Consider the following 27,000-nt stretch of genomic DNA (forward strand, 5'->3'; position numbering starts at 1 on the left):
CGGTTTACCGGAACGAATATACAACTCCGCCCAAAACATTCAATCCCAATACCTCATATTGATTCCAGCGCTGGTATTTATTATTCAATACATTATTGAGCTGCACCCAGAGATTCAGCTTAGGCATCACCGAAAACTCAGCTCCCAGGTTCAGGTCAGCAGCTGGTTTTAGTTTAAATGTATTTACATTACGGTCGCGGTATTTGCTACCATCCCAGAAAAACATATCTGCCTTTAACTGAAGATCTTTTAACACTTTCCACTTAAGCGATCCGGTTAGTTCAAATGGTAATAACCCCCATGGCTCATAAGATGGCATATTGGAAAAACGGCGGAAAGTAACACCTGTCAGCAAGGACAGTTTTTCCTGTAGCGTATACCCCAACTCACCGTGTATCTGCACCACGTTCATGGTAGATTCATATAAAACATTAAAAGTCTTCCCATCTCCCACCGAATTGGGGAATACAGGTTGGTTATTCAATTGCTGGAACGACAATCTTGCCCTGTAAGTGAGATGATTACCTGCCGACCCCTTAATACCCGCATACTGTTCCATTACTCTGGTATTCATCAGCATGAGCATTGGCGTATATACCCATGGATTAAACTCGGCAATACTTCTGTAACTGTTTTTATTAAAATAACCCTGCCAGCCTGCTTCCGCTACCAATGGGGTTTCAGGTACTTTTACTTCTGCGGTTATATTGGGCAAAGTGGCATATTTGCTATTGTCCCACGATGGTCTGATACCGGCAGATAAACGGAAACCATTGCTGACATATTCTACGGATGGACTTACATAAAACAGGTTATTGGTTTGCTTAAAACGTGTGCCAATACCCAATACTTCAAAATCTGTTTTTGCAATATCAGCGGTAATTCCCAGGTCGATGGCGAAGTGTTCTCCAAATTTTTTCTTTAAAGGAGCATTTAATACTGCATTGTATTCTTTATTAGAACGGTTATCGCTGAAATAGTGCAGGGTTAGTCTGGGTGCATAGGTAATATTGAAAGCATTGGCTTTTTTATTGCGCAGCCCCACTTCTATGCCTGCATGGTTAAATCTTCTTAGCAATGATTCTTTTGAAAAACTGAACAATGATGAATCATAACCATAAAAATATCGGGTGGTATTTTTATACCAGGCCTTGGTGGTCCACTCATTGTTATGATTGGTATTGAAAACTGATAATACGCTTAGTCCCAGATTAGCATATTGCTGTGCAAACAGGTTCCCTTTATTAGTAAGGTAGTCGGCTGTAACAATGGTATTACTCTTTACACCGTCTCCAAAGGAAAAAGCGCCTGATAATAAAAAGCTATTGAAATTACCTAATCCCACTTTCACAGCATGGTCATTCTGCCAATGGAAGCCGGTATCTACCGGTAAGGCCAGTGGACGTATGGGTACAGGCTGATAAGAGAAAAAGAGATTCTGAGAAGGTACAGCATAGGTTACCGGCGTTCTGGATGAATCTACAAAAGGAGAAGCAGCTGTAAAATTGATCTTCGCTGCATTCTTTAAAGAAGGTTTGAAGGCAGAAGTTACCGTTACCACTTTCGGCGCCAACGTATCACCCAATGCCTCACGGTTTGTTTGTGCTGCTGCATTTTCTTTGGCGGTTTCTGTTACTTTCTTCACAGATACCGTTTTTTTAGGCTTCGCTTTTCGTGTAGTACGTTTGCGCTGTGCATCAGATGATACGACCGTAAAAAGCATTACTGCCAATAAAATTCCTTTATATGCTTGATGAATCATGTAAGCTGATTTATTCTTGATCTACCTTGTTAACTTTATTTTTCTCTTCCAGCACCTGTGCCAGCTTTTGCTGTGCTTCTGCTTTCAGTTCCTGAATTGTACCGTTGTCTACGATACTTTTATAAGTAGCTTCTGCATTAAACAGGTCTTTCTGTTTAAAATAAATATCGCCGAGTAATAAATAACTTTTAGTGACCCAGTACTCATAGGATCCTGATTTTTTAATCACTTCAAATGCTGCTTTTTCAGCATCGGCCAGCTTTTCCTGTTGAAACAGAATTTCTGCTATACGGTACTGCGATTCAGCTCCGTATTCTGATTTACCGGTTGCCATCACCTGTTTGTAAGCAGCTATTGCCTGATCTGGTTCTTTATTGAGCTGATGATTTTTTGCTACTACAAGACTCGCCATCATTTTATCATCGGTGGCAATACCCGATTCTTTTAACAGATCCTGAGCATTGGGTGCCGCTTCTGCCCATTTCTGTGCCCTGAACTGACAACGCAATAAGCCCCTCATAGCTTCCAGCTTATTTTCCTGCTGGGTGGCAATGGGTTTTAGCTGGGTAAAATATTTTTCAGCCTGCTCATAATCTTTCAGCTCAAAATAATTGATACGTGCGGCCTGTAGCACACTTCTCTCTGCAAAACTGCTTACTCCTTTTGCAGCCACGGCGCTGTAATAGGGCAATGCTTCCTTTAATGCTTTTTCTGTTACCAATATTTCAGCAGTAAAATAATTTGCTTCTATCTGATAACGACCGTCAGAGAATTTAGACAGGTAGTCTTTAAATCCGTTTCTTGCTCCTGGCATATCTTTCATATCATACCTTAACATGGCAGATTTGAAAGTGAGCGAATCTTCTTCATTATAGGTTACCGGACGGCCATTTGCACGCATGAATGAAGCAAACTCTCCTGGTTGTTGTCTCTCCACAAACAGGTTACGGATATATTCAATGGCATCGTCGGTTTCCGCTGCATTCGGGTAAGTAGATACCAGTGTTTTAAACTGTGTAAGCGATTCTTCATTCTTATCCAGGTTAAAATAGGCAATCCCCATTTTCAGGAATGCTTCCGGTTTAATAGATGGCGCCTTGTTACTTTTCACCAGTTTATTCAATGGCACCAGGGCTGCTTCATAATTTTCGTCGGCGATATAAGTATTTGCCATCTCCAGGGCTGCATCAGAAGTAAACGGTGAAGATGGGAACCTGGTATCCATACTTTGTAATAACCTGAGTTTTTCGGTATTCTGGTTCATGGCCCCTGCAATAACCGCTTTCTGAAAAAGTGCATAGTCTGCCCCATCCATCTGTAATGCCAGTACCTGATCGTATATTCTGAGTGCCTGTTTATAATCCTTATTCATAAAATAACAGTCAGCAGAACGCAGATAGGCATCTTTCTCAATAGCAGAGGAAGATGATCCGATATTTTTTGCTATGAGTTCAAATTGTTCTTTGGCAGCGGGATAGTTTTCTGTTTTCAGGAGGGCATATCCCAGATTGTAACGTGCATTGATACTGTTTACTTCTCCGTTGGCCTGTGGATTTTTCAGGTATTCTGTAAAATAAGCGATGGCCGATTCATTGTTACCATTCCGGTATGCAATCTCGCCTTTCCAGAAACGGGCCAGCGATAGTACATTGCTGTTATAGGGAACTTCCAGTAATCTTGAGAGTAAAGGTTCAGCCTGGGTTAGCTGCTGATCGTTGATCAATTCAACAGAACGGCCATAAAGCAATCTCGGATATATCTTCATGGCGTTTTCACTTCTAACGGGCAAACTCTCGTATAAGGCAAGCCCTTCTCTGTAATTACTTGTATTCGCCAGTGTACTCACCAACAATTCCCTCGCCTCCTGTAACATACTAGAGGAAGGATACGCTGTTGTAAATGCCTGAAACCCTTTTAAAGCAGCATCCATATAACCCAGCTCATAAGAAAGCTTGGCATAATTAAAGGCCGACACCTCTTTTTGTAAAGCGTTGCTATTATTGGCGGCACAGAACTGAAAAGCATTGCGGGCATTTACTTTATCATTGGTTTTCAAATAAGCATCTGCCAGCAGGTACATACTGTTTTGCGCCAGTGAATCTTCCCCGCCACCTAACTGCTTAAACCCTTCGATGGATTTTGACCAGTTCTTCGCTTCGTAGTAACAATATGACAATTCATACAGATCTTCTCTTCTTACTTTTTGATTGCCAGCCACATATTTTTCAAGGTATGGCAAGGCTTTGGGGTATTGTCTTTTTTCGAACCAGATATGTCCTACCAACTGGCGCAACTGCAGGTCGTAATATTGTCCAGCTTTGTTCAAAGCTGCTTCTCCATATTCCAGCGCTTTGTCTCTTTCGCCGTTGAAATAATAAATTTCAGCAAGATAAAAGGGCACGACATTCTGGTAATCAGGTGATTTTGCAGCTATCTCGAAACTACCAATGGCTTCTCCGTATTTTTTCTCATTGAAAGCAATAAAACCATAATAGTAATTGGCATCAATATAGTTGGGATCCTCCGGTATTTGCCTGATAGCATTAAACAAAGGTTTTGCTTTCTCGAACTGGGTCATTGTAAAATAACCATAGGCCTGATGAAATTTCATATCTGCGATCTCACGGTTACTGAGGTTCGCAATATTGGTTTTTTCATAACTGGCTACAGCTTCGGAAAGCATTTTTCTGCGGTAGTAATATTCACCCAGATGAAAACGCATCATTTGTATATGTGGTACATCATGCTCCTGCTGAACAAAATCTACTGCCATGGGTGCTGCAGTAGAGTCATTGATTTTTAATCCACATAGGATATAATAATACTTCGATTCCAACTGAACAGCCATCGATAAATTGCTGGATACTGTGCCATTGCTGTATATCTTTTTAAATACAGGATAGGCCAGTCCATATTGGTCGTTCTGGAACAACTCTTTTGCCTGTTTGAATTCGGCATCAGGGTCCTGTAATAGTTGTGTAATCTGTGCATATGTGTTTGATTGAATCGCCAGACCAGCGACAATCAGACTTATGGATAGGAATCTGTTCATAGATTGCGGACTGCTTGATGACAAAGATTTCTGTTTCTTTCTTAATGAAAAGCGAAAAAGCTGTTTTAAAGGTAGTATTAGCGTTTTGTAAGGAAAGGCTTAACAGCTATTTGTGGAAAAACAGATCAACGACGTAAGTTTGTCAACAAATCAGGATAACTATGTACACCCACAGCACAACCTTAAGAATCAGGTATGCAGAAACGGATCAGATGAATATTGTTTATTATGGAAACTATGCCCAGTTCTTTGAAGTGGGCAGGGCAGAATCCATCAGAGAGCTGGGATTTACTTACAAGAAAATGGAAGAAATGGGTATCCGTATGCCCGTAGTGGAAATGGAAGTACGTTTTCTGCGACCGGCCCATTATGATGACCTGATTACTATTAAAACCCTTCTGAAAGAATTACCCACGGATCACAGTATCAGCTTTTACAATGAAGTATACAACGAGCAAAATAAATTACTCACAACCGGCAAAGTAACTCTTTACTTCATCGATAGCCATACACATAAAAGAACGCTGATGCCCGATGCGTTGCGCGAAAAGCTATTACCGTATTTTCAGGATTAAAGCCTGTTGTAATCGGGTCGCCAGTTGCGAATAGCTTGTTTTATTTCTTTTATACCCAGTTGTTCTTTAGCGGCTCTTTCTGCCAGTGCCGGCAATTCCTCATCAGATGCAAATCGGAGGGCAATGATCTGACGCAGCCTAAGTTCGCGTGGAAGAGGCTTACCGGTAAGTACAAAATGACGAAACTGCTCCTCCGCACGAATAGCCCTATCCTGCGCTTTGAGCGCAAAAGCCCTGGCATACCAGTAGATAAAGACCAATATAACACCACCCAGACATAACAAAGAAGCCGAGTAAAGATTCGTTGCTGATGCATGGGCCAGATTGATAAAGGCGCCGATCAAAAAGCACAATAAAGCAGGTGCCACAAAAAAATGCCATACAGGCACATAACGTGAATGATTACCAAAACTTTGTTCTTTCATATTTGCTAAGTTTAATCCTTATAAAACCAACTATAGGGCTGTTATTTTAATTCATCGAGTACCAGAAACATTTTCTTTACCATCTCACCGGCAGAACCATCATAATTATTTACCAGCATGGCAATGGTATAATTTATCCCATCTTTTGAAGTATGATAACCCGCAAAACCTTTTGATCCTCCGATCGTTCCACTCTTTAACTTCATTTTATTATACTCAGGAAATGCATCCAGGTAATAACTATACCAGGGTCGGCTGCGGGCATACTGTAATACTTTGATAAGCGCATTGGTAGTTACCCGGTTCTGGGGCGATAAACCACTTCCATCAATCATTCTAAGTGACGCAGGATCAATACCTTTTTCTTTCCAGAGATTTTTCATGATTTCCAATCCGTCATCTGTAGTACCAAAACCATTCTGCTGCCAGGCAATGGTTTTTACCAGACTTTCTCCATACAGGTTCACACTTTTTTTCATGAACCAGTAGTTAATACTGTCAAGCGTTGGTGATACCTGCGTATGCAGCCATGTGGTTTTACTTTTTACAGAAGATATTACCCTCACACCCGGATGTTTTCCATTCGAAGCTAATAGTGCAGACAAACTATAAGCAAGCTGCTGTTGCGGATCAGTCATAGAACCGGATATCTTAAAACTTTTTTGAGCCGGCGGTATGGTTCCCCTGATGTAGATCCGTTCATTATAGGGCGCAGAGAATATATAGGCATTATCGCCACTACCTTTTTTACCAGCTTTCAATTCATTGGTAAAAAGGGTATTGTACAATTGGGGGATAGTTTTTTCAATACTCACCATATCGCCGGGGTTCGGTCCGGATTTCAGCAATATATCATACTGGTTTTCCCGCCAGTTTATCCCATATGCACCCGCACCATAATAATTACCCATATCATCCCAGGGCCAGCCACCGGGAACAGATGAACTCTCCCACTTATCTCCGTGCATGATAATATTTCCTGTTATATTTTTTATACCTGCTTTATGGAGCATCTCTTTCCATTGGCGCAACAATAATGTATCACTCGTATTTGCGTATCGCCAACTGCCGAGTGTGGGATCACCTGCCCCGTTAATATGCAGGTTACCATTCAATTTTCCATGTGCAATGGTACCATCATAGGCAAATTCAGTTTTATAGGTAAAATCTTTGCCCAAAAGTTCAAAAGCTGCAGCACTGGTAACCGTTTTCTGGCAACTGGCCGGTGCCAATCCGGTATTCCCATTGTATTCGAATACAACAGCCCCCGTTTCACTGTTTACCACTGAAAAACCAATAGACGCATAACGCATTTGTGGGTCGGCCAGCAACTGTTGAAAAGCTTTTTCCAGCTTTTGCTGTACGGTTTGGGCATGGCTTACGGCAATAAATACCAGTAAACTGATGCAACTATAAACAAGTCTTCTCATAAATGCGTTTTACCTTGCAATAAAATTAAGCGCCTGTAAAGTATGGAAAAAGTTTTTGCCTCAATTATTACCATCGGAGATGAACTGCTGATTGGTCAGGTTATAGACACCAATAGTGCCTGGATAGCACAGGAGCTGAATAAAACAGGTATAGCTGTCAAAAACCGTGTGGCGGTAGGTGATGTGTGGGAAGATATATGGCAGGCGCTGGATGCCGAAAGCAAAAAAGCATCGATTGTGCTGATCACCGGCGGACTGGGCCCAACAGCAGACGATATTACCAAGCCACTGCTCTGCGAATATTTTGGCGGGAAGATGATTCTACATGAAGAGACACTGGCATATGTTACTTTTCTTTTCGAAAAAGTATTCAAGCGTCCAATGATTGAAAGAAACAGGAAACAGGCTGAAGTACCTGATGTATGTACTGTTTTAAAAAATGAAAAAGGAACGGCACCGGGTATGCTTTTTGAAAAAGATGGTGTTATTTTTATATCTATGCCCGGTGTACCCCATGAGATGAAATGGCTGATGCTGCACCATGTATTACCACTGGTTGAAAAACGTTTTACCAGAGGTGTTATAAGACATAGTACCCTGCTTACCGCAGGTATCGGTGAGTCTTTTCTTGCCGAAATGATTGCAGATATAGAGTTATCACTGCCTTCGCATATAAAACTGGCATACCTGCCTAATTATGGTATGGTCAGACTTCGACTGACCGCTTCTGGCACCAATGCTGCCTTATTAGAACATGAGTTATCTGGTTATTTTAACCAACTGCTGGAGAGAACAAAGGATTACCTCGTGATTGATGAAGATATTCCGATGGAACTGGTGGTAGGTAAATTATTGAAAGCAAGAAATCAGACTCTGTCCACAGCCGAAAGTTGTACGGGCGGTTACATTGCACATGTTATTTCGAAACACAGCGGTGCTTCTGCCTATTATACGGGCAGTGTGGTGAGTTATGATAACCGCATTAAAACGGATGTTTTATCTGTACCATCCCATGTTTTAGAAACGGTTGGGGCGGTGAGTGAGGCAACGGTAAAACAGATGGCCGAGGCGGTACGAAAAATCATGAAAACGGATTATGCCATTGCAGTCAGTGGCATAATGGGCCCTGCTGGCGGTACAGATACCAAACCTGTAGGTATGGTCTGGATTGCCGTAGCTTCTACTGAAAAGACCATAGCTCAGGTATTCAATTTCCGCTTCGACAGGGCAAGGAATATAGAACTCACGGCCACGAATGCCCTGAACCTGCTCCGTCAACTGATACTGGGGAAACTATAATAGGTACTGCTGAGAAGATGTAATCAATACATAACTATCTTGCATTTGTAAATGCTGTGTAAAAAGAAGGGCAGTTTTTTCGGTTTTCAGCCGGAAATTGTCTATTTTCTCACTAATATTGCCCCCGAAAACAAACGGGTGTAAGTTTTTCAGTCAGGAAAGCGGAAGAAGAAAGGTTTTTGATCATTATTTTAAACACTACGAATTGTATGGCAATTGCTGAACTGGTGATGCCCAAGCTGGGCGAAAGTATCATGGAAGCCACGATCCTGAAATGGAATAAAAAAGTAGGCGACCATGTGAAAATGGATGAGACTGTACTGGACATCGCCACAGATAAGGTTGATAGTGAAGTGCCTTCTACAGCAGAAGGCGTTATAGCTGAGATATTATTCAATGTGAATGATGTAGTCCCTATTGGTACTGTTATTGCAAGAATCAATACTTCATCAAACGGAACGGTGGTTGCTACACCTGTTCCCGTGAAAGAAGAGGAGATCATTGTTGAACAAATCGAAATAAAAGAAGCGGTTCAGGCACCACAGCCCGTTCCAGCTACCCCACCGGCTGTTGAAGCTGAAGCACCTGAAGTTCCTTTTGTACCTGCATCGGCTTCGGTAACATTACTGGACAAACCAGCTACCAACCGTTTTTATTCTCCCCTGGTTTTAAATATTGCCAACAGTGAAGGTATCAGCCTGAGTGAACTCGAAAGAATTCCAGGTACCGGCATAGATGGCAGGGTGAGTAAAAAAGATATCCTGAACTATGTTGCAGATAAAAAATCAGGTAAGGCGCCAGCTGTGGCGGCGGCACCGGTTGCCAATGCCCCTGTTCAGCAGGCACCCAGGTTTGAAACGGTTGCTGCTAAACCAAGTGATTCGGCTACACCTGCTACACCTATTTCCATACAAACTTCTTCCGGAAAATTGAGTGACCCTGCCGCTGTAGTGGTAAATGGTCAGACCGAGATCATGGAAATGGACCGTATGCGTAAACTGATCGCCAAACACATGGTCGACAGTAAGCATACAAGTCCACACGTAACCAGTTTCGCAGAAGCCGATGTTACTCATATGGTGCAGTGGCGCGAGAAAGTGAAAAACGAATTTGAAAAAAGAGAAGGTACCAAACTCACTTTCACGCCCATGTTTGTAGAGTGTATCGCAAAAGTGATAGAGCGCTATCCTTTGATCAACTGCTCAATTGATGGCGATAAAGTGATCATTAAAAAAGATATCAATATCGGCATGGCTACTGCTCTGCCATCAGGTAACCTGATTGTCCCTGTGATCAAGGGTGCCAATCAATTGAATATTGTTGGACTGAGTAAAGCGGTAAACGGATTGGCAGATGCCGCCCGTAACAATCGTCTGAAACCAGATGATACCAATGGCGGCACTTTTACGCTCACCAATGTGGGCACATTTGGCAGTTTGATGGGTACGCCGATTATTTCACAGCCGCAGGTAGCCATTCTGGCCGTGGGTGCTATTAAAAAGCGTCCAATGGTGATTGAAACAAAAGAAGGCGATACCATCGGTATCAGACATATGATGTATCTCTCCCTAAGTTACGATCACCGTATTGTTGACGGCAGTATCGGTGCCAGTTTCCTTACAGAAGTTGCCAAAGAATTTGAGAAATGGGATCCTGAACGCCAGTGGTTCCAATACCTTTAAAAAAATGCCTCAATGAAATCATTGAGGCATTTTTTTTAGTCCGAAAGACCGCAGGTCGGGAAGTCAGGAAGTTTTTTTCGTTTATATACAAGGTTGCTTTCGGTCTTCCTGACTTGCGGTCTTTCGGACTTGCGGTCTTTCGGACTTCCCGACTTCCCTATTTTCACACCCTGTTAATAAACAAATGCGGGATAAAATTTTAGCTTTTCGTAAATTAAGGTAACAAAACGGATCAGTATGAAGACATTATCACAAACCTGGTTTGCAGATGGCTATATTGATTTTGAATTGAAGAAATACACACTGCTGGCCTATTTAAAGGAGATTAATCATCATTTCTGTCAGAACAAGTTGTACCCGCAACTGGCAGATCTTATTTTCCATTACAACAATCTAATTGCATTTAAAGAAAATAAAAAATACCTGCAGGAGCAATTTCCGAAAAGACTAACCGGCGTTCAGATTGAAAAGTTACAACTCCTTTATGAGTCGATGGTGGAAGATGATGAATTGATGCAGGAACTGGAAGATATTATTCAGTATGCCTCTTCTAACATGAAGAAAAGTATTACCAGTGGTACAGAAATTTATGAATTTGTGGAGAATAAAATCACAATTGAACCCATTGGGCTTGTTCCCCTTGACCATAATGAAGGTTATTTTCTTTTGTGTGAAGGCACCTGCAGAAACACCTGGGTTTATCAGTACCGTTTGAGTATTTTTGAGAAACACGATGAGAAATACAGGAGTATCAAAACAGAATTTGTAGATGTATGGCAGCGAAATATCGTAAATTCCTATCAGCATATAAAGGCTGAACTTATCCGCAACCGTTCAGATTTACCCAATCCTGCTGTTTATTCCGTTGAAACTCCGCTCACCATACCATTGGAAGAAACACTTCTCCCCATTGCCAAAAGAAGCCTTGTACGGTATATCAGCACCATGATTCAATGAAAAGATTTCAGATCGCAGATTTCAGATCGCAGATTTCAGATCGCAGATTTCAGATCGCAGATTTCAGATCGCAGATTTCAGATCGCAGATTTCAGATCGCAGATGAACATAAAAAAAGCCGAACAGTATGTTCGGCTTTTTTTATGTTCATCTGTTTTTATTTTCACATCTGAAATCTGCGATCTAACATCTGCCATTACTTAATATCCAACCCCATTTCCTTGCCTTTCATCGTAGCAGGAATACCTTCTGTGATCCATTTGGCAGGTTTTTCACCTTTCAGGAGATAATCAAAGAATTGCTGTTCACGGATCTGAATATCTTTCCTGTTTTTTCTCTCTACAAGATTATGGGCTTCATTATTATAATTCAGCAGCCATACTTTCTTACCCAGTCTGCGCATGGCGGTATAATACTCGATACCCTGGTACCAGGGTACTGCATCGTCTGCATCATTCGACATAATAACCAATGGTGTGGTTACTTTTGGCAGGTGGAACAAGGGTGAGTTTTCTATATAAAGGTTCGGCTTTTCCCATAAAGTGGCGCCAATACGGCTCTGCGTTTTTTCATACTGGAACTGTCTGGTTAAACCGGTACCCCAGCGAATACCACCGTAAGCACTTGTCATATTTACCACCGGCGCTCCTGCCCATGCAGCTGCATATAAATTGGTACGTGTAATAAGATGTGCAATCTGGTAACCACCCCAGCTCTGTCCCTGTAAACCCAATCTAGTACTATCCACATAACCCTGTTTTACCACTGCCCTTGTACCACTCAGGATATAATCATAAGCACCTTGTCCGGGATACCCTTTTTTATACCAGATATCGGGCACAAAAACCACATAGCCCCTGCTTACAAAAAAAGAAATATTCAATCTCGATGGTGTAGGTGCAGGTGCATTGTATCCATAAAGACCATCACTGCTTCTCTCATAGAAATACACAATCATCGGATATTTCTTTTTGGGGTCGAAATCCTCAGGCTTATACACAATGCCTTCTGCCTCTTTACCTGTATACGCTTTCCATTTAAAGAGCTCCGCAGTTCCCCAGTTGTAAGATGACTGTTGTGGATTGGTATTAGAAAGCTGTCTGGCAGTGCCATCCAGCGCCTGTACATAAACGTTGGGCGACTGCTGATAGGTTTCCTTACTGTACACCACCACATCAGCGTCTTTTGCTTTTTGTACTGCCGGGCTCACACTCATCTTTTCTTTAAAGATTATTTTGAATTCTTTATTAAACAGATTCAGTGTAGCCAGCCCTGCACTCTTATCACGCTCATCAAATGCACGGAGCAACAGTGTTTTACCAGCTTTAATGAAACGCTCTTCCTGATCGGTATTAACATAACGATAGGTGGTTTTGTCTTTTCGGCCAGCTGTCAGGCACACAGAAGCTGCTTTACCTTCAGGATCTACCTGCCATATGTCGTATCGGTCATACACATATACATACTGATCTCCCTCCGACCACTTTACAATACCATAGGCATTCGGATCATCGGGCACATCATTTTCTTCATCACCAAGTGATGTTTTGATATCTTTTGCAACCTGGTATAATTGCTGTGTTGTATTATTATATACGAAATACTGCTGTTTGATTTCATCGAAGAAGAGCAGGTATTTACCGGTGTAAGATGGTTGCAGATTGCCCCCTTTCAGATCTTTTCTGATTACTTCAGCGGCTCCGGTAGCTGGGTTTATCTTGTACACATCATTCAAACTGAAACCCTGCCATTGTGTAGCTATGCGTTTCCCATAGTCAGACACACCATAAAACACATTACCGTCGCCTTCCTGTGTTGGTACAACTGTACGAAGTTTTTCATTGGCCAATTGCACAACCTGGCCCGCAGCCATATCATAATATGCAGTATAATTTCTTCTCAGCTCATTGTTCATATTTCTTAACTGTACAGGCTGTATATAATCATCATTATAATGCCATACATCTACACTCACCCTGTCTATTTCAGGCACAGTGGTATCTCTTACCGGCCAGATAGGCAATGTTCCCAGAAAAAGTTTATTACCTGATTTGCTGAATACAAGACTTCCCGGATTATCGCTAATGGTCCAGTTAGCTGGCACCCCTTTTGTTTTATTATCAGCCAGCAGGCTAGCACTATCCATACCATCTTTATGATAATACAGTTTGAAGAATTTTTGCAGTGCTTTGCTACTGCTATCTCTTTCAGCAACAAAAGCTACCTGTGTACCCGCTTCATCCATACGATAGGCCTTAGCTTCATTAAAACGTTTGAAAATGGCCGCACTGGTGTTTTTCTCAAGATTCAGCTTGATAATAGTAGCCACAGATGCTTCATCACTGTTTTTACGTGTTGTTTCTATCAGTAAAACGGTACCGGCCTTATTGAAATAATAATCCTTCACGAGTGCAAACCTGCGTTCCTCACCTGTAAGGAGATTTTTCAATACCAGTTCTGTTCCTTCTTCCACCGGCTCAGCTGCGGGTCTGGCAGCAGAACGATTTGTTCTTGCCGGCTGCAGTACCGCAAGTCCGTTACTCTTTGCAAGGTTTGCTTTATTACGTATGCTATCGGCCACACGTATTAAACTATCGGCCATCGATAACATGGTATTGATTCTTGTTAAAGAATCCGGTGTACGCGGTCGATTGGTTTCCGGCAAGGGTTTATCGAGCAGATAAGCCAGCCAGGTTCCTTTTTGATCGGGCACTTTATAACTTTTGATACGTGGCACTTTCACAATATCTGTTTTGCCCAATGCTACGATAGCAAGACTGTCTTTCGGCATTTCATCCGGACGACGTTTTTTAATTCTTGCCTCTCTGGTATCTTTAAAAAAAGCACGTATGCGGCAAATGGCATACTGGTTATCTTCTGTAATGGATACATTATAACCCCGGGGAATGATCACTTTATAATCGCCGGTCACACTCTGGATATACAGATTGCCATCACCTTCCTGCGGATTTACAGCATATGCTACATATTTTCCATTGTTACTGATGACTCTTTCACCCAATGACTCCCAACCATCATAAACGGTATGGTCGAGGGGTTTCTTTTGTGCGAGGGTCTGAATTGCCGGCAATAACAGGAGGGCCAGCATGAGTTTTTTCATAGCGGTAGTTTTAGTAGGTTCCGAAGATAAACAAAGACCTGACTTGTAAGAACGGCTTTTACAGGAAAATGATCAATGGATGAATATTCAAAAGAAGCCCTCGTAAGCTACCTTTACCAAAATTCAGTCATATGAAAAAATACATATTGGCCGCTATGGGTATGCTCCCCATCATATTATCCGCTCAATCACCCACACTAGAAAAGATATGGAGCACCGATAGCGTATTGAAAGTACCCGAATCTGTTTTAGCAGATGCCGCTAACCAGATTCTCTATGTATCAAATATTGATGGTCAGCCCGCTGAGAAAGACGGAAAGGGCTCGATCGGTAAAATCGGACTGGACGGGAAAATCATACAGACCGAATGGGTCAAAGGGTTAAACGCACCTAAGGGTATGGGTATGTTTAAGGGGAAACTCTATGTAGCAGATCTGACTGAAGTGGTGGTAATTGATATTAAAAAGGGAACCATACTTGAAAAAATAACAGTGCCGGATGCTGTGTTTTTAAATGATATCAGTATCGATAAAAAAGGGGTGATCTATGTTTCAGATAGCAGAACATACAAAGTACATAAAATTGAAAATGGCAATGTGTTTTTACTGATCGATAAATTACAGGGGCCCAATGGCCTACTGGTTACCAAAGACGGACTGCTGATACTGGACAAAGGACGTTTATTAAAAATGCGGACAGATGGCCAGCTGGCCAAATTAGCAGACGGCATGGATCCAAGTACAGATGGTATTGAAATGGTGCGAGAAAATGAATATGTGGTTAGCTGCTGGAGTGGCATTGTTTATTATATTCATTCCAACGGTTATAAAACCACCCTGATAGATTCCAGAAATGAAAAGATAAACAGTGCCGATATCGGATACGATGAAAAGCGTAAAATCATTTATGTGCCTACTTTTTACGGCAATACTGTGTCTGCCTACCGTTTAAAGCAATAATTAATCGCATTTTAATGGCTGAATCATATCTCATATGAAATGAAAAGCAGATATTTATAGATAGTCTCTTCCTGTGATGGGTCTGATCCTGTTCAAATGTATCTTGCTGACATGAATACCGCGGTTTATAGTATACAACAAGTTGTGAGAATGATGGAGCATTCTGAACTGTTTGCCTGCATACTATTGAATGAAGCGGGATATTATACTTATGCCAATCAGCGTTTTTGCCGGGTTACGGGATGGTCTCCGATATCTCTTCTGGAAACAAGAGCAGATGCTTATATTCATTATGCTGACCTTGATTTTTTTCGTCACCAACTAACCAATTGCAGACAAAATCACGGACAGAAATTTTCTGCGACAGTGCGATATGTTCATGGTCATCAGACACATACCATTCAGTGGGAACTCTGTTGTTATGCCAATGATCTGGAAGAAGCGATTGTAGGCATGGGTGTATTACTGAGCGGAGAACCGCTGGAAGAGTTTGCCGCTACTAAATATGCCCATCAGTTTAATGAATACCTTGATGGTGTGCAGGATGGTTTTTTTGCGTTGAACCGGAACTGGGTATTTACCAGGGTAAACCGCTTTTTTGAACAGGTAACCAATCTGAGCCGGCATGAAATGATTGGTCGGAGTTTCTGGGATATTTTTCCTGACTCACCCGACCAGCCCTATGCAGTGGCCATGCGTAAAGCTTTTGACCTGGGACAAACCATCACTTTCGAACAACCATGGCCCCCATCCTATCATTTTGCAGTATCGGCCAGCCCGTCAAAGGAAGGCATCATCTGTTATTTTATAGACATTTCATTACAGAAAAAACAACAACTCGAATTACTGGCCAATGAAATTAAACTTAAAGCCATTCTCGATAGTACCACTGATGTAAACATCATGATCAGTCCTGATATGCATATTCTGAATTTCAACAGGACAGCAGGAATACTGGCAGAAGAATATTTCCAGACAAAGTTGTATGAAGGTGCCAATTTCATGAACTATGTAATGCCTGAACTCAGAGAATCGTTTCAGGACAATTTTAACCGAGCACTATCAGGAGAAAAACTTACCATGGAACGACCCGTATCATTGCCCAATGGCGATGCGATGTGGTTCCAGTTCCTGTATTATCCGGTATATAGTGAAGCAGGCGATATGCTGGGTGTTGCCATGAATATCACCAATATCAATGGAAGAAAAACGGCTGAAATGAAACTGCTTCAGCAATACGATAAAATGCGTGAGATTGCCTATCTGCAATCGCATGAAGCAAGAGCTCCTTTAAGTAATATACTCGGACTCATCAATGTATTGATGCTTTACACGGAAAAAACCGATGACCCGGAAATCTTACAGGTATTAGACCATCTGCATGTAAGTGCTGCCAGACTGGATACCGTGATCCAGAAAATCGTATCGAATACTAGGCATGAAAGCGATTAAGTTCTCATGAATAGTGAATAACGAATATTCAACATTGAACTGGTTAATCGGATATTTTGTTTTTAAGATTCAGCTATTATAGCGATCTCTTCTCCACGATTTTTTTTGTGCTGTTTAACAATACGGATCATTTGTAACACAACGGAACAGGTAATCAGTAGTACGCCAATATAAAAACTTTTACCCAATTGCTTTTGCTCACCAAACAAAACAAAAGCCAGTACAATACCATATATCGGTTCCAGGTTAAGGCTCAGGTTCTGGGTAAATGCAGACACTTTTTGTAAGGCCTGTAACATCAGGTCCATAGCAAGTACGGTACAAAGCCAGCCCAGTATCAATAACCATAACCAGTCTGATAAGGAGGGCAGTAAGGACGTCACGGGATAATAATGCAGGTATACTGGCATCAGCAATGTGAGCAGCAATAAGCCTCCACTCAATTCATATACCATCATAACACGTGGCTCTACTTTATTCACCTGTCTTTTATTGAGTACGGTAAATAAAGCTGCTAATAGAGCGGAAACAATACCTGCGATAATACCTTCCCTGTAACGCTGGTCGAACTGAAAGATCAACAGAATACCCAGCAGACTGATTAAGCCCAATCCCACATCCCATGCACTGAATTTTTTCTGGTTGAAAACAGGTTCTAGCAGCGCTGTAAACAAACCTGTTGATGCAAAACATACCAAACCGATAGATACATTGGCCATTTTAATACTGCTATAAAAAAATACCCAGTGTAATGCAATGAGCGTTCCGATACCTAAAAGTTTCCATACCATTGATGCAGGTATACGTTGAAACTGTTTTTTTACCTGCAACAAAGCCAGCAGACTCACTACTGTAATCATGATTCTGTACCATACCAGCAGGCCTTCATTGAGTTGAATCAATGCGCCTAATACACCGGTAAAACCGGCCAGAAATACGGATATATGAAGTTTAATGAGTGCATCTCTCATAAGCATGGTATGTAAGGAAGTAAAGGTAAGCTTAGAATGAATAGCTCCGGTCACGGCCCCAAAAGCAATAAGAAGAATTTGTGGTAAGGCTTATCCGGCTGAATTGGCTACACGCTTACGGTAATTACGGAAAAGACTGTGCCACTGAATTTTTAATACACCCAGTACACCTTCCTTAATAATACCCTTGCTCATTTTGCTGACGCCTATTTTCCGGTCAACAAAAGTAATGGGCACTTCCTTGATGCGGAAGCCCAGTTTCCAGGCTACAAATTTCATCTCAATCTGGAATGCATAACCCACGAATTCAATTTCATCGAGGTTGATGGCTTCAAGCACCTGGCGTTTATAACATACAAAACCTGCAGTAGGATCATTCACCGGCATCCAGGTAAGCAGACGTGTATAAAGTGCCCCTCCGCGGGAATAGAGCTGGCGGTCTAAGGGCCAGTTTTCTGTTTTACCACCTGGTACATAACGGCTCCCTACAGCTACATCGGCACTACCGGTTGTACAGGCCTGGTACAGACGTTCAAGATCATTCGGATTATGAGAGAAATCTGCATCCATTTCGAAAATAAAATCATACCCCTTGGATATTCCCCATTTAAAGCCATGTATATAGGCTGTCCCCAATCCGAGTTTACCTTTTCTTTCTTCCAGGAATAATTGTGAGGGATATTGCTGCATTAATGATTTTACAATCGTAGCAGTGCCATCGGGTGAACCATCGTCAATCACCAATACATGATAACCTGCCTGCAATTCGAATACAGCTGCTATAATAGCAGCAATATTATCCTTTTCATTATAGGTTGGTATGATGACTAATTTTTGCAAAGCTCGTTGAAGGTTGGCACGCTAAAATACAACACAGAACGATTGCTCGCTGCTCCGGGCAAAGAAATGCGGAAAATACGGTGTATTTAAGACAGACTTATCCTTTTTTTAACAGGGTTCTGTTCAGTATTTCAGTGAGTTTTTGTTTGGTATTCATCGGAAAGTCGCCTTTCATCATCCAGTCATAATACTGAGGCTCCTCTTTCAGTACCTGTACCACAGGTTTACCTTTATGCTTTCCGAAGTTGAATACTTCTACCCCGTTTTCTTTTACAAAACGACGGGCAAAATCAACAATATCATCTTCCCCGGTAAATTTTACGATACTTTCTACTGTATTACCAATCTGCGGGTAACGTTCTACCTGAGCTTCCAGCACCTCCCAGGTTGCTGTTGCATCTGCTTCTGCACTATGGGCTCCATCAAGGTTTTTCTGACAATAAAATTTATACGCTGCACTAAGGGTGCGCTGTTCCATCATATGAAACACTTTCTGTACATCTACCAGTTTCTTACCATCCACAGAAAATTCAATTCCTACACGCAGGAACTCTTCTATCAGCATGGGAATATCAAAACGGTTGCTGTTATAGCCGCCCAGATCACACTGATCCATGAATTGTTTGAACTCATTGGCCACCTGTTTAAAACTGGGCGCATCTTTTACCATATCATCCGTAATACCGTGTACATCACTCGAAGCTTTCGGAATGGGCATTAATGGATTGATCAGTTTCCTTTTTACCTGACGGGTTCCATCAGGGTTCACCTTCACAACAGCGATCTCTACAATACGGTCGGTACTGATATTCACACCTGTGGTTTCCAGATCAATAAACGCAATCGGACGGGTAAGTTGCAATTTCATCTTGCGAAGTAAATACTTTAATTGTTAATTCCCATTTTTCAGGTGTTGTTCCATCAGTTGCTGAGCAAGCTCCGGCACATTTAATCCGTCGTAGTTGCCACTGCTCATGAGTAACAGGTTACTATTTGTATAATTACGGGTTTGCAGCCAGTTTGCCAGCGCACTGCTGTCCGTAAAAATGAGTAAGCCTTTCTTATTGAAACCGGCTTCTACAGATGAAGCGGGTAAATCGGGTAGTCTTTTTAATTCCAGTGCATGTTTTGAATAAAAAACCACGGCCTCATCAGCCTGCTCCAGTGCCCCATCGTATTCTTTCATGAAGGCTTCGTTAAGGCTGCTGAATGTATGCAGTTCAAGTACACCGATGAGTTTACGCTCAGGGAACTGCTGCTTAACTGCTTCTATCGTTGCTTTCACTTTACTCGGAGCATGTGCAAAATCGCGGTAAATAACACAATCAGCTGAAGAAGCCAGTAATTCAAGACGCTTGGCAGCTCCTGTAAAACTACCAATGGCTTCTATAAAGTCTGCAGTTGCAATACCCAATTCTTTACAGGCATAATAGGCCGCATAAAGATTCATCAGATTATGGTTTCCGAAAACTTTCAGCACACCCTTAACACCATCAATCACGACGGTAGTATTTCCTTTTTCAATGGTATGTTCGGGAATGCGATAGGGTTGGTATCGTATATCTTTTCGGAGATTTGCATGCACCAGTTCTTTCAATACAGGATCTGACTCATTATAAATTAATAAACCATCTTTTTCTATCCTGTTGATGAAAATAATAAACTGCTCCAGGTAAAATTCGAAAGTGGGAAATACATTGATATGATCCCAGGCAATACCCGTTAAAATAGCAATATGCGGATAGAGAAAATGAAACTTGGGTTTACGTTCAATAGCACTGGCCGGATATTCATCACCTTCACACACAATCACCGGTGCATCGGTAATATTCACTGACTGATCAAAGCCTTCCACCCTTGCTCCTACAAGGTAATCGAACGACTGTTTTGTTTGTTTCAACACGTGCATGATCATGCTCGTGGTAGTGGTTTTACCATGGCTGCCACCTACCACCACACGTTTTTTTTGCTGACTCTCATGGAATATATATTCCGGAAAAGAATAGATTTTCAGTCCCAGCGAAACAGCTTTCAGCAATTCGGGATTATCCTGTTTGGCATGCATTCCCAGGATCACTGCATTCAGATCATCCGTAATCATTTCCGGCTGCCAGCCTATTTTATCTGGCAATAAACCCAGTTCCTGAAGATTGGTTTTTGCCGGTTCAAAGATTTCGTCGTCTGTTCCGGTAACCTGATAGCCCTTTTTATGCAATGCAATGGCCAGTTGGTGCATTACACTCCCACCTATTGAAATAAAATGAACCCTCATAATAATTGATTGATTTCAACCGTTTTATGCAAATTAACGAATCGGCAACTGTGCACAAGGCAACAATTTAACTTTATTCAGTATCTTTGTTATAGCGCAAAATACAGTCAAAACGCCAACTTAATACAACACACATGAAAAAGATAACCGCTTTAATGCTCCTGGTTCTGTTCAGTGCGGCATTGGTTAGCTCCTGTACTTCTTCAAAGAGCCGGGGTTGTCCTACTACCAATCCCCGTTATTTTAAACCCTGATACTTTTAACGCATCAGGCAAAAGAATTGTTTTTAGTAAAGATGAATTGGAATACGTTAAGCTCTGTTGAGCAATTAGAAGCTATTAAATCAGCTTCCTACCAGCAACCACAGGTCATTTTTAAACATAGTACACGCTGCAGTATCAGTTCTATGATACTCAACCGCCTTGAAAGAAGTGACGCCCCCGAAAACATCCGTTTTCATTATCTCGATCTGCTGGCGCATCGCCCGCTGTCGAATCAGATCGCAGAAGATTTCTCTGTTTACCATGAATCACCGCAGGTACTGCTGATTAAAAACGGCGAATGTATCTACGATGAAAGTCACCAGGGTATTCGTATGGAAGAACTGGCAGAGCAGGCACTGTAACAAAAAGCAATGAGCCTTGGGCTATAAACTGCAAATTACCCATTCAATTGATCTTTTATCGGTCAATAGCCGACCAACCGTATTATAACCGCTGTAATATTCTTTTACATTCAGTAAATTGCCTGAAACACTGTTTCATGATCCTTACTGTATTTGGCGCTACCGGTCAGGTAGGAAAACATGTTGTAAAAGAGGCTTTGGCTATGGGCCATACTGTTCGCGCGTTTGGCCGTTCCATAGAATCGCTGATAGACAAAGACCTCTCGAACGATCAACTGATGGCCATCAAAGGTTATGTATTCGATGAAAAGGATGTACTTTCAGCTGTAAGTGGTGCTGACGCTGTTATTTCTGTTTTAGGTGGCTCTTTCGATGGCAAGGATCAGACAAGAAGTCTTGGCATAAAAAATATTGCTGAACAAATGGAAAAAGCTGGCGTAAAAAGAATCGTTGCACTGGGCGGAATGGGTATATTAAATGCTGAAGGTGATGACAATGGATTGTTGATTGATCAGCCTGATTATCCGGAACAATACAAGCCAGTAGGTTTTGAACACCTGGCAGCTTTTCGTACACTCGAAGCTTCTTCTTTAGCATGGACCTTTATCTGCTCCCCCGATATTCTCGATCAACCCGGTAACAGACAATACATTACGTCTGCCGGCAATGCTCCTAACCCCAATCACTATCAGATAGCAGCAGGCGACCTGGCAGACTGTATGCTGCAATGCGTACAAAAATCACAGTATTTGTTACAACGTGTAGGAATCAGCAGGTTGTGATGGAAGATGGAAGATGTCAGATCGCAGATCGCAGATTTGATGGAGGATGTCTGATGGAGGATGTCTGATTTGAGATGGTGAGCTAATGGCTAATGGCTAATGGCTAATGGCTAATGGGCAAACAGTATCATGCATTATCTTATTGTGCAAAAACTTATTTTTTTGACCATTCACTATTCACCATTCACAACCCACTTCCTTCCGCATCAACCAATCTCGCTGCACATCATTGCCTAGTACAAAATCGTGTTCTGAAAATTTCTGGAAACCGAATAACCGGTAGAAATCAATGGCTCTTTGGTTATGCTCCCAAACACCTAACCAGATAGTATGGTAAGCATTGGCTTCAGCATATTGTATCGCGTGTTGCATCATAGCTTTTCCGATACCTTTTCCGATGAATGGTTTACGTGCATAGAAGCGGCAGATTTCAAGTGCAGCTGCTGTATCCGTCAACTCCGGATGCGTACCGGGTTTTAGTTTGGCATAACCTGCTGGCGTATCTCCATAAAAAGTCAGGAAAAAAATATGGGCTTCATCAGCGACCTCCTGTATCAGCAATTCGGTATCGAATTGCCGCTCCATAAAGAGTGTCATATCTTCTGCTGTATTCTGCGCTGCAAAACTGTCGTAAAATGTTTCACGGCTGATTGCAGCTATCAATGCTGCATCCTCTTCTGTGGCTCTCCTGATTTGCAATTCGCTCATGCGATCTCCACTACATGTTTTCGATTACCATGGCGCTGGCACCTCCACCACCATTACAGATACCGGCTGCACCTATTTTTGCCCCCTGCTGTTTGAGTACATGGATCAGCGTAACAATGATTCTCGCACCACTACAACCCAGCGGATGACCTAAAGATACAGCACCCCCATGTATATTTACTTTTGCAGGATCTAACTGCATTTTCTGTATGTTGGCAATGCCCACCACAGAGAATGCTTCGTTGAGTTCCACGTATTCAATATCACCCATTGTTAATCCTGCCTTGGTTACCGCTTTTGGCAGGGCCAGTGAGGGTGTGGTGGTAAACCATTCCGGAGCCTGTTCAGCATCTGCATAACTACGTATTACAGCAAGTGGCTGAATACCCATAGCATCTGCTTTTTCTTTACTCATCAGTACCACTGCAGCAGCACCATCGTTCATGGTAGATGCATTGGCTGCGGTAACTGTTCCGTCTTTGGTAAAAGCAGGTTTCAGTTCCGGTATTTTATCAAACTTTACATTAAAAGCATCTTCGTCTCTCGCAAATAAAACAGGGTCACCTTTGCGCTGTGGAATGGGCACAGGCACCACTTCTGCATCAAATTTTCCACTGTTCCAGGCAGCCTGACTTCTTGTATAACTTTCAATGGCAAAAGCATCCTGTTCTTCACGTGAAATATTACATTCCTTTGCACAGAGTTCTGCAGCATTACCCATGGCATAGTTATGGTACACATCGGTAAGACCATCTTTCGCCAGTCCGTCCACCATTTGCACATTGCCGTATTTATTACCCCAACGCAGGTTGGGTGAATAGAAAGGAACATTACTCATACTTTCCATACCACCGGCCACAATAATATCAGCATCTCCCAATAAAATAGACTGGGCTCCCTGTGCAATGGCTTTCATACCACTTGCACAAACTTTGTTTACCGTTGTACAAACCACTGAATCAGGCAGTCCTGCAAACTTTGCGGCCTGCCGTGCAGGTGCCTGTCCGGTATTGGCCTGTATCACACAACCCATCAGTACTTCCTGTACATCTCCAGGCTGTATACCTGCCCTTTCTACAGCCGCTTTAATGGCAATAGCACCCAGTTGCGGTGCAGAAAAATCTTTCAGACTACCCCCAAATGACCCCATTGGGGTACGCACGGCCGATACGATATATACAGTTTTTGTTTCCATTTTATGATTTTGAAATGCAAATATAAAGCAATCATACTAACAACCGTTAGCATCATTGGAATTAATGAAGCTATTGGCAGTATATATGGATTATTTTTTGACCGCAGGCGTAAAACAGCCTTAACTTAGTTGCTAGATTGATTAAGAACTATGTATTTGAATAGAAGCACGATACTTCCTTTTTTACTGGTAACAGGTATTGTATTCATGGGTTTCACAGCAACTATACCCGATTGTACGCAATTAAAAAAAGGAAGATTTCATAGTTACACAAAACAGGGCACACATATTATTATCAACAGAATAGATAGTATTCAGCAAGACATCAACACAAAAACCAGGGATACTACATACTGGAAAATAGAATGGCTGGGTAATTGCCGTTTTGCAGCTACCTATTTATCGGGTGGTGGACCTAAATCGGCTGAAGAGAAAAATGTATACCTGAGTACAACACTTTTTTATGAAATAAAGGAACTTGCCGATAATTATTATATAGGTACCACAACGGTTAAAGCGCCTAATGGAACAAGTTCTTTCGCTGATACTACCTGGCTGATTGAACGCAGATAGATATTATTTTTTTATGATATTTCGGCATGGGTTTTGTTGTATTTTAGTATACAACCCAAAGCCATGCGTTTGCTAACAAAAACTATACTGGTAAGCTGTTTATTACTCACCATCGGCCATACGGCATCTGCACAGGAAAATGAACCCGATCCTGTTTTTATCCAGCACTACAAAACATTCCGTGCAATCACAGATTCGCTTTCAAGCTATGCCTTATACCTGGTTCCTTATGGATCCTCCAATAAAATCAGGCTCACAGGTGCCTACCAGAGCAGGCTTTCAAAAGTGTATCATTTTTTAAAGCGGAATAAAAAAATCGATTTTGACCAGCCTGATTTTATCATCGGCATTCTGATCGACGATGAGCAGATAGAAGAACCCAAAGTACTGGCCAATGGAAGATCAGGTGGGTATGAACAATACATTATCAAAGTTACCTATCGTTATAAAGTAAATTTTCTGATACATACCAAAGACAGAAAAGAATTAAGGTTTAATCTGGGCGGTATTGTTACGCATGAAAAAGCAATGCCTATGAGCGCTCCCTTCAATGAAATAAGGGATTCCATAAGCAGAAGGGGATATTCCATGTACCCTCAACCGCAGGCCATTTCCATTGCGCAGATTAAAACACCTCAGTATGGCGAATTGCAAATGTTTCCGGAGGACTATCAAATGCTTTTATCCAAACTGCTTGATAAGTTTACCAATTATTATGTAGACCGGGTAGATAATTAAATTAAAAAACAGGTATGAAAAAAATACCACTGCTGTTAGTACTCTCTGTATTTACCTTCCTGCACCTGAATACAAAAGCCCAGGATGATTCGGCTTTTGCAAAGATCTACAGAGCGGTAAGAGATATGACAGATGGTTTAAAAACCTATAATTTCTACCTGACCGTATTTAACCAGCCATCCAGACAAATCAGGCTTGGTAAATCGCATCAGCAGCAGTTATTATCGGTATTTCATTTTCTGAAAGAGGGTAAAGAACTATCTGCCAAGGACCCTGATATTGTGATCAATATTATGGTAGAAAATCTTCGACTTTTAAATCCGGGTGGTAGCGGGCCGGGCCTTGTTACCCGCACTGCAAATGGAGATGGGTATACAGAAACGGCTACTTCTACCTTTACTTTTACCTTATGGGTGTACACCAAAAAACAAAAATCCATCCAATATAGGTTTTACCACCCGGTTGCTGTTTACAAAACGATATACGAAAGACCCCTACATTCTTTTAACGATATAATCAGAGATTCACTGAGCAGACATGGTTATTCTCTTTCCGGAACCACACAAAGCACTTCTTCTTTTGTACGATCAGATCTACTCCCTTCTCAGGAAGATTATAAGTATGAATTAACCAAACTATTGGAAAGATATAAGAATCGTTATGTGGACCGGGTGTATAATTAATCGTTTGATTCGATCAGCCTAATACCTGTTTGGGTAAACTCCAGTTTTCTTTGTTTATAAAGATTACCGGTTGTCATTTTGAAGGTTTTTTTACTCATACCAAAGAAGTCATAGATATCTTCAGGAGCAGATTTATCGTTGTAAGGCAGGTATCCATTGTTTTCTTCGAGAAGCCTCAGCACTTTGCCGGCTTCATCTTCTACTTTCTGAAAGCCAGGCTTTCCCAATACAACATCAATCTTATTGCCTGCTAATATTTTTTTGATAAACCCTTTTAACTGGTCTCCGATCTGTATATCACCGAATATTTCATTCTGGTGTATAATACCTGTATGCAGGTTATTAATAATCACTACAAAACCCAGTTCTGATTTTCGGTAAACCAGTAGGTCTACCTGATCCATTTCTTTTACGGTTAACTGGTCGTTACTCAACTGCTGTTCCAGTTTTTCGGTAGCCGCTACCCTGCCCGTCATTTCATCGATATACAGTTTCACCAGGTATTCGCCACCTACCCGCATACCGCCCAGTTGTTTGGATGCAGGCACAAATAGATCTTTCATCAGGCCCCAGTCAAGAAAAGCTCCCTGTCTGGTTACGGCCACGGCTTTCATTTTAACGATATCGCCCACACAGGCTTTGGCTTTTTGTGTGGTGGCAATCAACCTGTTATCAGAATCATGGTACACAAATACAGTGATTTCATCTCCGGTTTTCAAACCTTTGGGTGCGAAACGGGTGGGCAGCAGAATTCCATCTTCGCCATTATCAAGATAATATCCGAAATCTACTTTTCTGGATACTTTGAGTGTATTGTATTTTCCTACCTGAACAGGTTCCATAATCATGTGTAATCTGCAAATTTACGTCAGTTTATTGGTTTCCCATAATGAATCAGT

At 41.7% G+C, this 27,000-nt stretch carries 23 protein-coding genes; 11 read left to right on the forward strand and 12 right to left on the reverse strand.

What is annotated here, in order from left to right; genetic code table 11:
• Positions 1-4: 4 nt before the first annotated feature.
• On the reverse strand, positions 5-1,762 hold the full coding sequence (locus BC659_RS00525) for a hypothetical protein (RefSeq protein WP_133472630.1): 1,758 nt from the start codon (positions 1,760-1,762) through the stop codon (positions 5-7).
• A 10-nt stretch (positions 1,763-1,772) separates the two neighbouring features.
• Positions 1,773-4,814, reverse strand: a complete 3,042-nt coding sequence (locus BC659_RS00530; RefSeq protein WP_133472631.1) for a tetratricopeptide repeat protein — start codon at positions 4,812-4,814, stop codon at positions 1,773-1,775.
• Positions 4,815-4,975: 161 nt separating this feature from the next.
• Between BC659_RS00530 and BC659_RS00535 the strand changes: the two genes are divergently transcribed.
• A complete protein-coding gene (locus BC659_RS00535; protein ID WP_133472632.1) occupies positions 4,976-5,389 on the forward strand; it encodes an acyl-CoA thioesterase in 414 nt (137 codons plus the stop codon).
• Here the strand turns inward: BC659_RS00535 and BC659_RS00540 are convergent.
• On the reverse strand, positions 5,386-5,814 hold the full coding sequence (locus BC659_RS00540; protein WP_133472633.1) for a DUF6526 family protein: 429 nt from the start codon (positions 5,812-5,814) through the stop codon (positions 5,386-5,388). The two genes, BC659_RS00535 and BC659_RS00540, sit on opposite strands and share 4 nt — an antisense overlap.
• Positions 5,815-5,855: 41 nt before the next feature.
• Positions 5,856-7,244: a D-alanyl-D-alanine carboxypeptidase/D-alanyl-D-alanine endopeptidase gene (gene dacB / locus BC659_RS00545; RefSeq protein ID WP_133472634.1), complete on the reverse strand. Its 1,389-nt coding sequence runs from the start codon at positions 7,242-7,244 to the stop codon at positions 5,856-5,858.
• 42 nt (positions 7,245-7,286) lie between these two features.
• On the opposite strand from dacB, the gene BC659_RS00550 reads away from it, so the two are divergent.
• The 3 genes from BC659_RS00550 (at position 7,287) to BC659_RS00560 (ending at position 11,182) form a co-directional block, all read left to right on the forward strand.
• Complete coding sequence (locus BC659_RS00550; protein WP_133472635.1) at positions 7,287-8,543, forward strand: competence/damage-inducible protein A; 1,257 nt, start codon at positions 7,287-7,289, stop codon at positions 8,541-8,543.
• 209 nt (positions 8,544-8,752) lie between these two features.
• Complete coding sequence (locus BC659_RS00555; protein ID WP_133472636.1) at positions 8,753-10,225, forward strand: dihydrolipoamide acetyltransferase family protein; 1,473 nt, start codon at positions 8,753-8,755, stop codon at positions 10,223-10,225.
• Between the two features lie 237 nt (positions 10,226-10,462).
• Positions 10,463-11,182, forward strand: a complete 720-nt coding sequence (locus BC659_RS00560) for a hypothetical protein (protein WP_133472637.1) — start codon at positions 10,463-10,465, stop codon at positions 11,180-11,182.
• Positions 11,183-11,378: 196 nt separating this feature from the next.
• Here the strand turns inward: BC659_RS00560 and BC659_RS00565 are convergent, their stop codons facing one another.
• Entirely contained in the window at positions 11,379-14,303 is a 2,925-nt protein-coding gene (locus BC659_RS00565; protein WP_133472638.1) for a S9 family peptidase, read from the reverse strand.
• Between the two features lie 131 nt (positions 14,304-14,434).
• Here BC659_RS00565 and BC659_RS00570 point away from each other — a divergent pair, with 131 nt between their 5' ends.
• Complete coding sequence (locus tag BC659_RS00570) at positions 14,435-15,262, forward strand: SMP-30/gluconolactonase/LRE family protein (protein ID WP_133472639.1); 828 nt, start codon at positions 14,435-14,437, stop codon at positions 15,260-15,262.
• Positions 15,263-15,373: 111 nt separating this feature from the next.
• Entirely contained in the window at positions 15,374-16,714 is a 1,341-nt protein-coding gene (locus tag BC659_RS00575) for a PAS domain S-box protein (RefSeq protein ID WP_162847307.1), read from the forward strand.
• A gap of 62 nt (positions 16,715-16,776) precedes the next feature.
• Here the strand turns inward: BC659_RS00575 and BC659_RS00580 are convergent, their stop codons facing one another.
• The 4 genes from BC659_RS00580 to BC659_RS00595 form a co-directional block, all read right to left on the reverse strand.
• On the reverse strand, positions 16,777-17,685 hold the full coding sequence (locus BC659_RS00580; protein ID WP_133472641.1) for a DMT family transporter: 909 nt from the start codon (positions 17,683-17,685) through the stop codon (positions 16,777-16,779).
• A 90-nt stretch (positions 17,686-17,775) separates the two neighbouring features.
• Entirely contained in the window at positions 17,776-18,525 is a 750-nt protein-coding gene (locus tag BC659_RS00585) for a polyprenol monophosphomannose synthase (RefSeq protein ID WP_133472642.1), read from the reverse strand.
• Between the two features lie 97 nt (positions 18,526-18,622).
• A complete protein-coding gene (locus BC659_RS00590; protein WP_133472643.1) occupies positions 18,623-19,393 on the reverse strand; it encodes a 3'-5' exonuclease in 771 nt (256 codons plus the stop codon).
• A gap of 24 nt (positions 19,394-19,417) precedes the next feature.
• Positions 19,418-20,797: a UDP-N-acetylmuramate--L-alanine ligase gene (locus BC659_RS00595; protein ID WP_133472644.1), complete on the reverse strand. Its 1,380-nt coding sequence runs from the start codon at positions 20,795-20,797 to the stop codon at positions 19,418-19,420.
• A gap of 295 nt (positions 20,798-21,092) precedes the next feature.
• Between BC659_RS00595 and ytxJ the strand changes: the two genes are divergently transcribed.
• Both ytxJ and BC659_RS00605 read left to right on the forward strand, forming a co-directional pair.
• Entirely contained in the window at positions 21,093-21,422 is a 330-nt protein-coding gene (ytxJ, locus tag BC659_RS00600; protein ID WP_133472645.1) for a bacillithiol system redox-active protein YtxJ, read from the forward strand.
• 137 nt (positions 21,423-21,559) lie between these two features.
• Positions 21,560-22,204 carry an NAD(P)-dependent oxidoreductase gene (locus tag BC659_RS00605; protein WP_133472646.1) on the forward strand — a complete coding sequence of 215 codons (645 nt, stop codon included), beginning with the start codon at positions 21,560-21,562 and terminating at the stop codon, positions 22,202-22,204.
• A 177-nt stretch (positions 22,205-22,381) separates the two neighbouring features.
• Here the strand turns inward: BC659_RS00605 and BC659_RS00610 are convergent, their stop codons facing one another.
• Both BC659_RS00610 and BC659_RS00615 read right to left on the reverse strand, forming a co-directional pair.
• Positions 22,382-22,912 carry a GNAT family N-acetyltransferase gene (locus BC659_RS00610; protein ID WP_133472647.1) on the reverse strand — a complete coding sequence of 177 codons (531 nt, stop codon included), beginning with the start codon at positions 22,910-22,912 and terminating at the stop codon, positions 22,382-22,384.
• A gap of 10 nt (positions 22,913-22,922) precedes the next feature.
• The gene (locus BC659_RS00615) at positions 22,923-24,107 is read right to left on the reverse strand and encodes an acetyl-CoA C-acyltransferase (RefSeq protein WP_133472648.1); all 1,185 of its coding nucleotides are present in this window, start codon (positions 24,105-24,107) and stop codon (positions 22,923-22,925) included.
• A 156-nt stretch (positions 24,108-24,263) separates the two neighbouring features.
• Between BC659_RS00615 and BC659_RS00620 the strand changes: the two genes are divergently transcribed.
• From BC659_RS00620 to BC659_RS00630, 3 genes are all read left to right on the forward strand, one after another.
• On the forward strand, positions 24,264-24,680 hold the full coding sequence (locus BC659_RS00620) for a hypothetical protein (RefSeq protein ID WP_133472649.1): 417 nt from the start codon (positions 24,264-24,266) through the stop codon (positions 24,678-24,680).
• A gap of 63 nt (positions 24,681-24,743) precedes the next feature.
• Positions 24,744-25,418, forward strand: a complete 675-nt coding sequence (locus BC659_RS00625; protein WP_133472650.1) for a hypothetical protein — start codon at positions 24,744-24,746, stop codon at positions 25,416-25,418.
• A gap of 14 nt (positions 25,419-25,432) precedes the next feature.
• Complete coding sequence (locus tag BC659_RS00630; RefSeq protein ID WP_133472651.1) at positions 25,433-26,101, forward strand: hypothetical protein; 669 nt, start codon at positions 25,433-25,435, stop codon at positions 26,099-26,101.
• Here the strand turns inward: BC659_RS00630 and BC659_RS00635 are convergent.
• Complete coding sequence (locus BC659_RS00635) at positions 26,098-26,943, reverse strand: CvfB family protein (protein ID WP_133472652.1); 846 nt, start codon at positions 26,941-26,943, stop codon at positions 26,098-26,100. The genes BC659_RS00630 and BC659_RS00635 overlap by 4 nt on opposite strands.
• Between the last annotated feature and the right edge of the window lie 57 nt (positions 26,944-27,000).

The organism is Sediminibacterium goheungense, assembly GCF_004361915.1.
GTDB lineage: Bacteria > Bacteroidota > Bacteroidia > Chitinophagales > Chitinophagaceae > Sediminibacterium > Sediminibacterium goheungense.

Bases quoted from the DNA above. Each gene is read 5' to 3' on its own strand.
- BC659_RS00570 (WP_133472639.1), top strand. From the start codon at position 14,435: ATGAAAAAATACATATTGGCCGCTATGGGTATGCTCCCCATCATATTA.
- BC659_RS00610 (WP_133472647.1), bottom strand. From the start codon at position 22,912: ATGAGCGAATTGCAAATCAGGAGAGCCACAGAAGAGGATGCAGCATTG.
- BC659_RS00530 (WP_133472631.1), bottom strand. From the start codon at position 4,814: ATGAACAGATTCCTATCCATAAGTCTGATTGTCGCTGGTCTGGCGATT.
- BC659_RS00540 (WP_133472633.1), bottom strand. From the start codon at position 5,814: ATGAAAGAACAAAGTTTTGGTAATCATTCACGTTATGTGCCTGTATGG.
- BC659_RS00565 (WP_133472638.1), bottom strand. From the start codon at position 14,303: ATGAAAAAACTCATGCTGGCCCTCCTGTTATTGCCGGCAATTCAGACC.
- ytxJ (WP_133472645.1), top strand. From the start codon at position 21,093: ATGAATTGGAATACGTTAAGCTCTGTTGAGCAATTAGAAGCTATTAAA.
- BC659_RS00560 (WP_133472637.1), top strand. From the start codon at position 10,463: ATGAAGACATTATCACAAACCTGGTTTGCAGATGGCTATATTGATTTT.
- BC659_RS00580 (WP_133472641.1), bottom strand. From the start codon at position 17,685: ATGAGAGATGCACTCATTAAACTTCATATATCCGTATTTCTGGCCGGT.
- BC659_RS00635 (WP_133472652.1), bottom strand. From the start codon at position 26,943: ATGGAACCTGTTCAGGTAGGAAAATACAATACACTCAAAGTATCCAGA.
- BC659_RS00615 (WP_133472648.1), bottom strand. From the start codon at position 24,107: ATGGAAACAAAAACTGTATATATCGTATCGGCCGTGCGTACCCCAATG.
- BC659_RS00535 (WP_133472632.1), top strand. From the start codon at position 4,976: ATGTACACCCACAGCACAACCTTAAGAATCAGGTATGCAGAAACGGAT.
- BC659_RS00595 (WP_133472644.1), bottom strand. From the start codon at position 20,797: ATGAGGGTTCATTTTATTTCAATAGGTGGGAGTGTAATGCACCAACTG.
- BC659_RS00575 (WP_162847307.1), top strand. From the start codon at position 15,374: ATGAATACCGCGGTTTATAGTATACAACAAGTTGTGAGAATGATGGAG.
- BC659_RS00525 (WP_133472630.1), bottom strand. From the start codon at position 1,762: ATGATTCATCAAGCATATAAAGGAATTTTATTGGCAGTAATGCTTTTT.
- BC659_RS00550 (WP_133472635.1), top strand. From the start codon at position 7,287: ATGGAAAAAGTTTTTGCCTCAATTATTACCATCGGAGATGAACTGCTG.
- BC659_RS00630 (WP_133472651.1), top strand. From the start codon at position 25,433: ATGAAAAAAATACCACTGCTGTTAGTACTCTCTGTATTTACCTTCCTG.
- BC659_RS00605 (WP_133472646.1), top strand. From the start codon at position 21,560: ATGATCCTTACTGTATTTGGCGCTACCGGTCAGGTAGGAAAACATGTT.
- BC659_RS00625 (WP_133472650.1), top strand. From the start codon at position 24,744: ATGCGTTTGCTAACAAAAACTATACTGGTAAGCTGTTTATTACTCACC.
- BC659_RS00555 (WP_133472636.1), top strand. From the start codon at position 8,753: ATGGCAATTGCTGAACTGGTGATGCCCAAGCTGGGCGAAAGTATCATG.
- dacB (WP_133472634.1), bottom strand. From the start codon at position 7,244: ATGAGAAGACTTGTTTATAGTTGCATCAGTTTACTGGTATTTATTGCC.
- BC659_RS00590 (WP_133472643.1), bottom strand. From the start codon at position 19,393: ATGAAATTGCAACTTACCCGTCCGATTGCGTTTATTGATCTGGAAACC.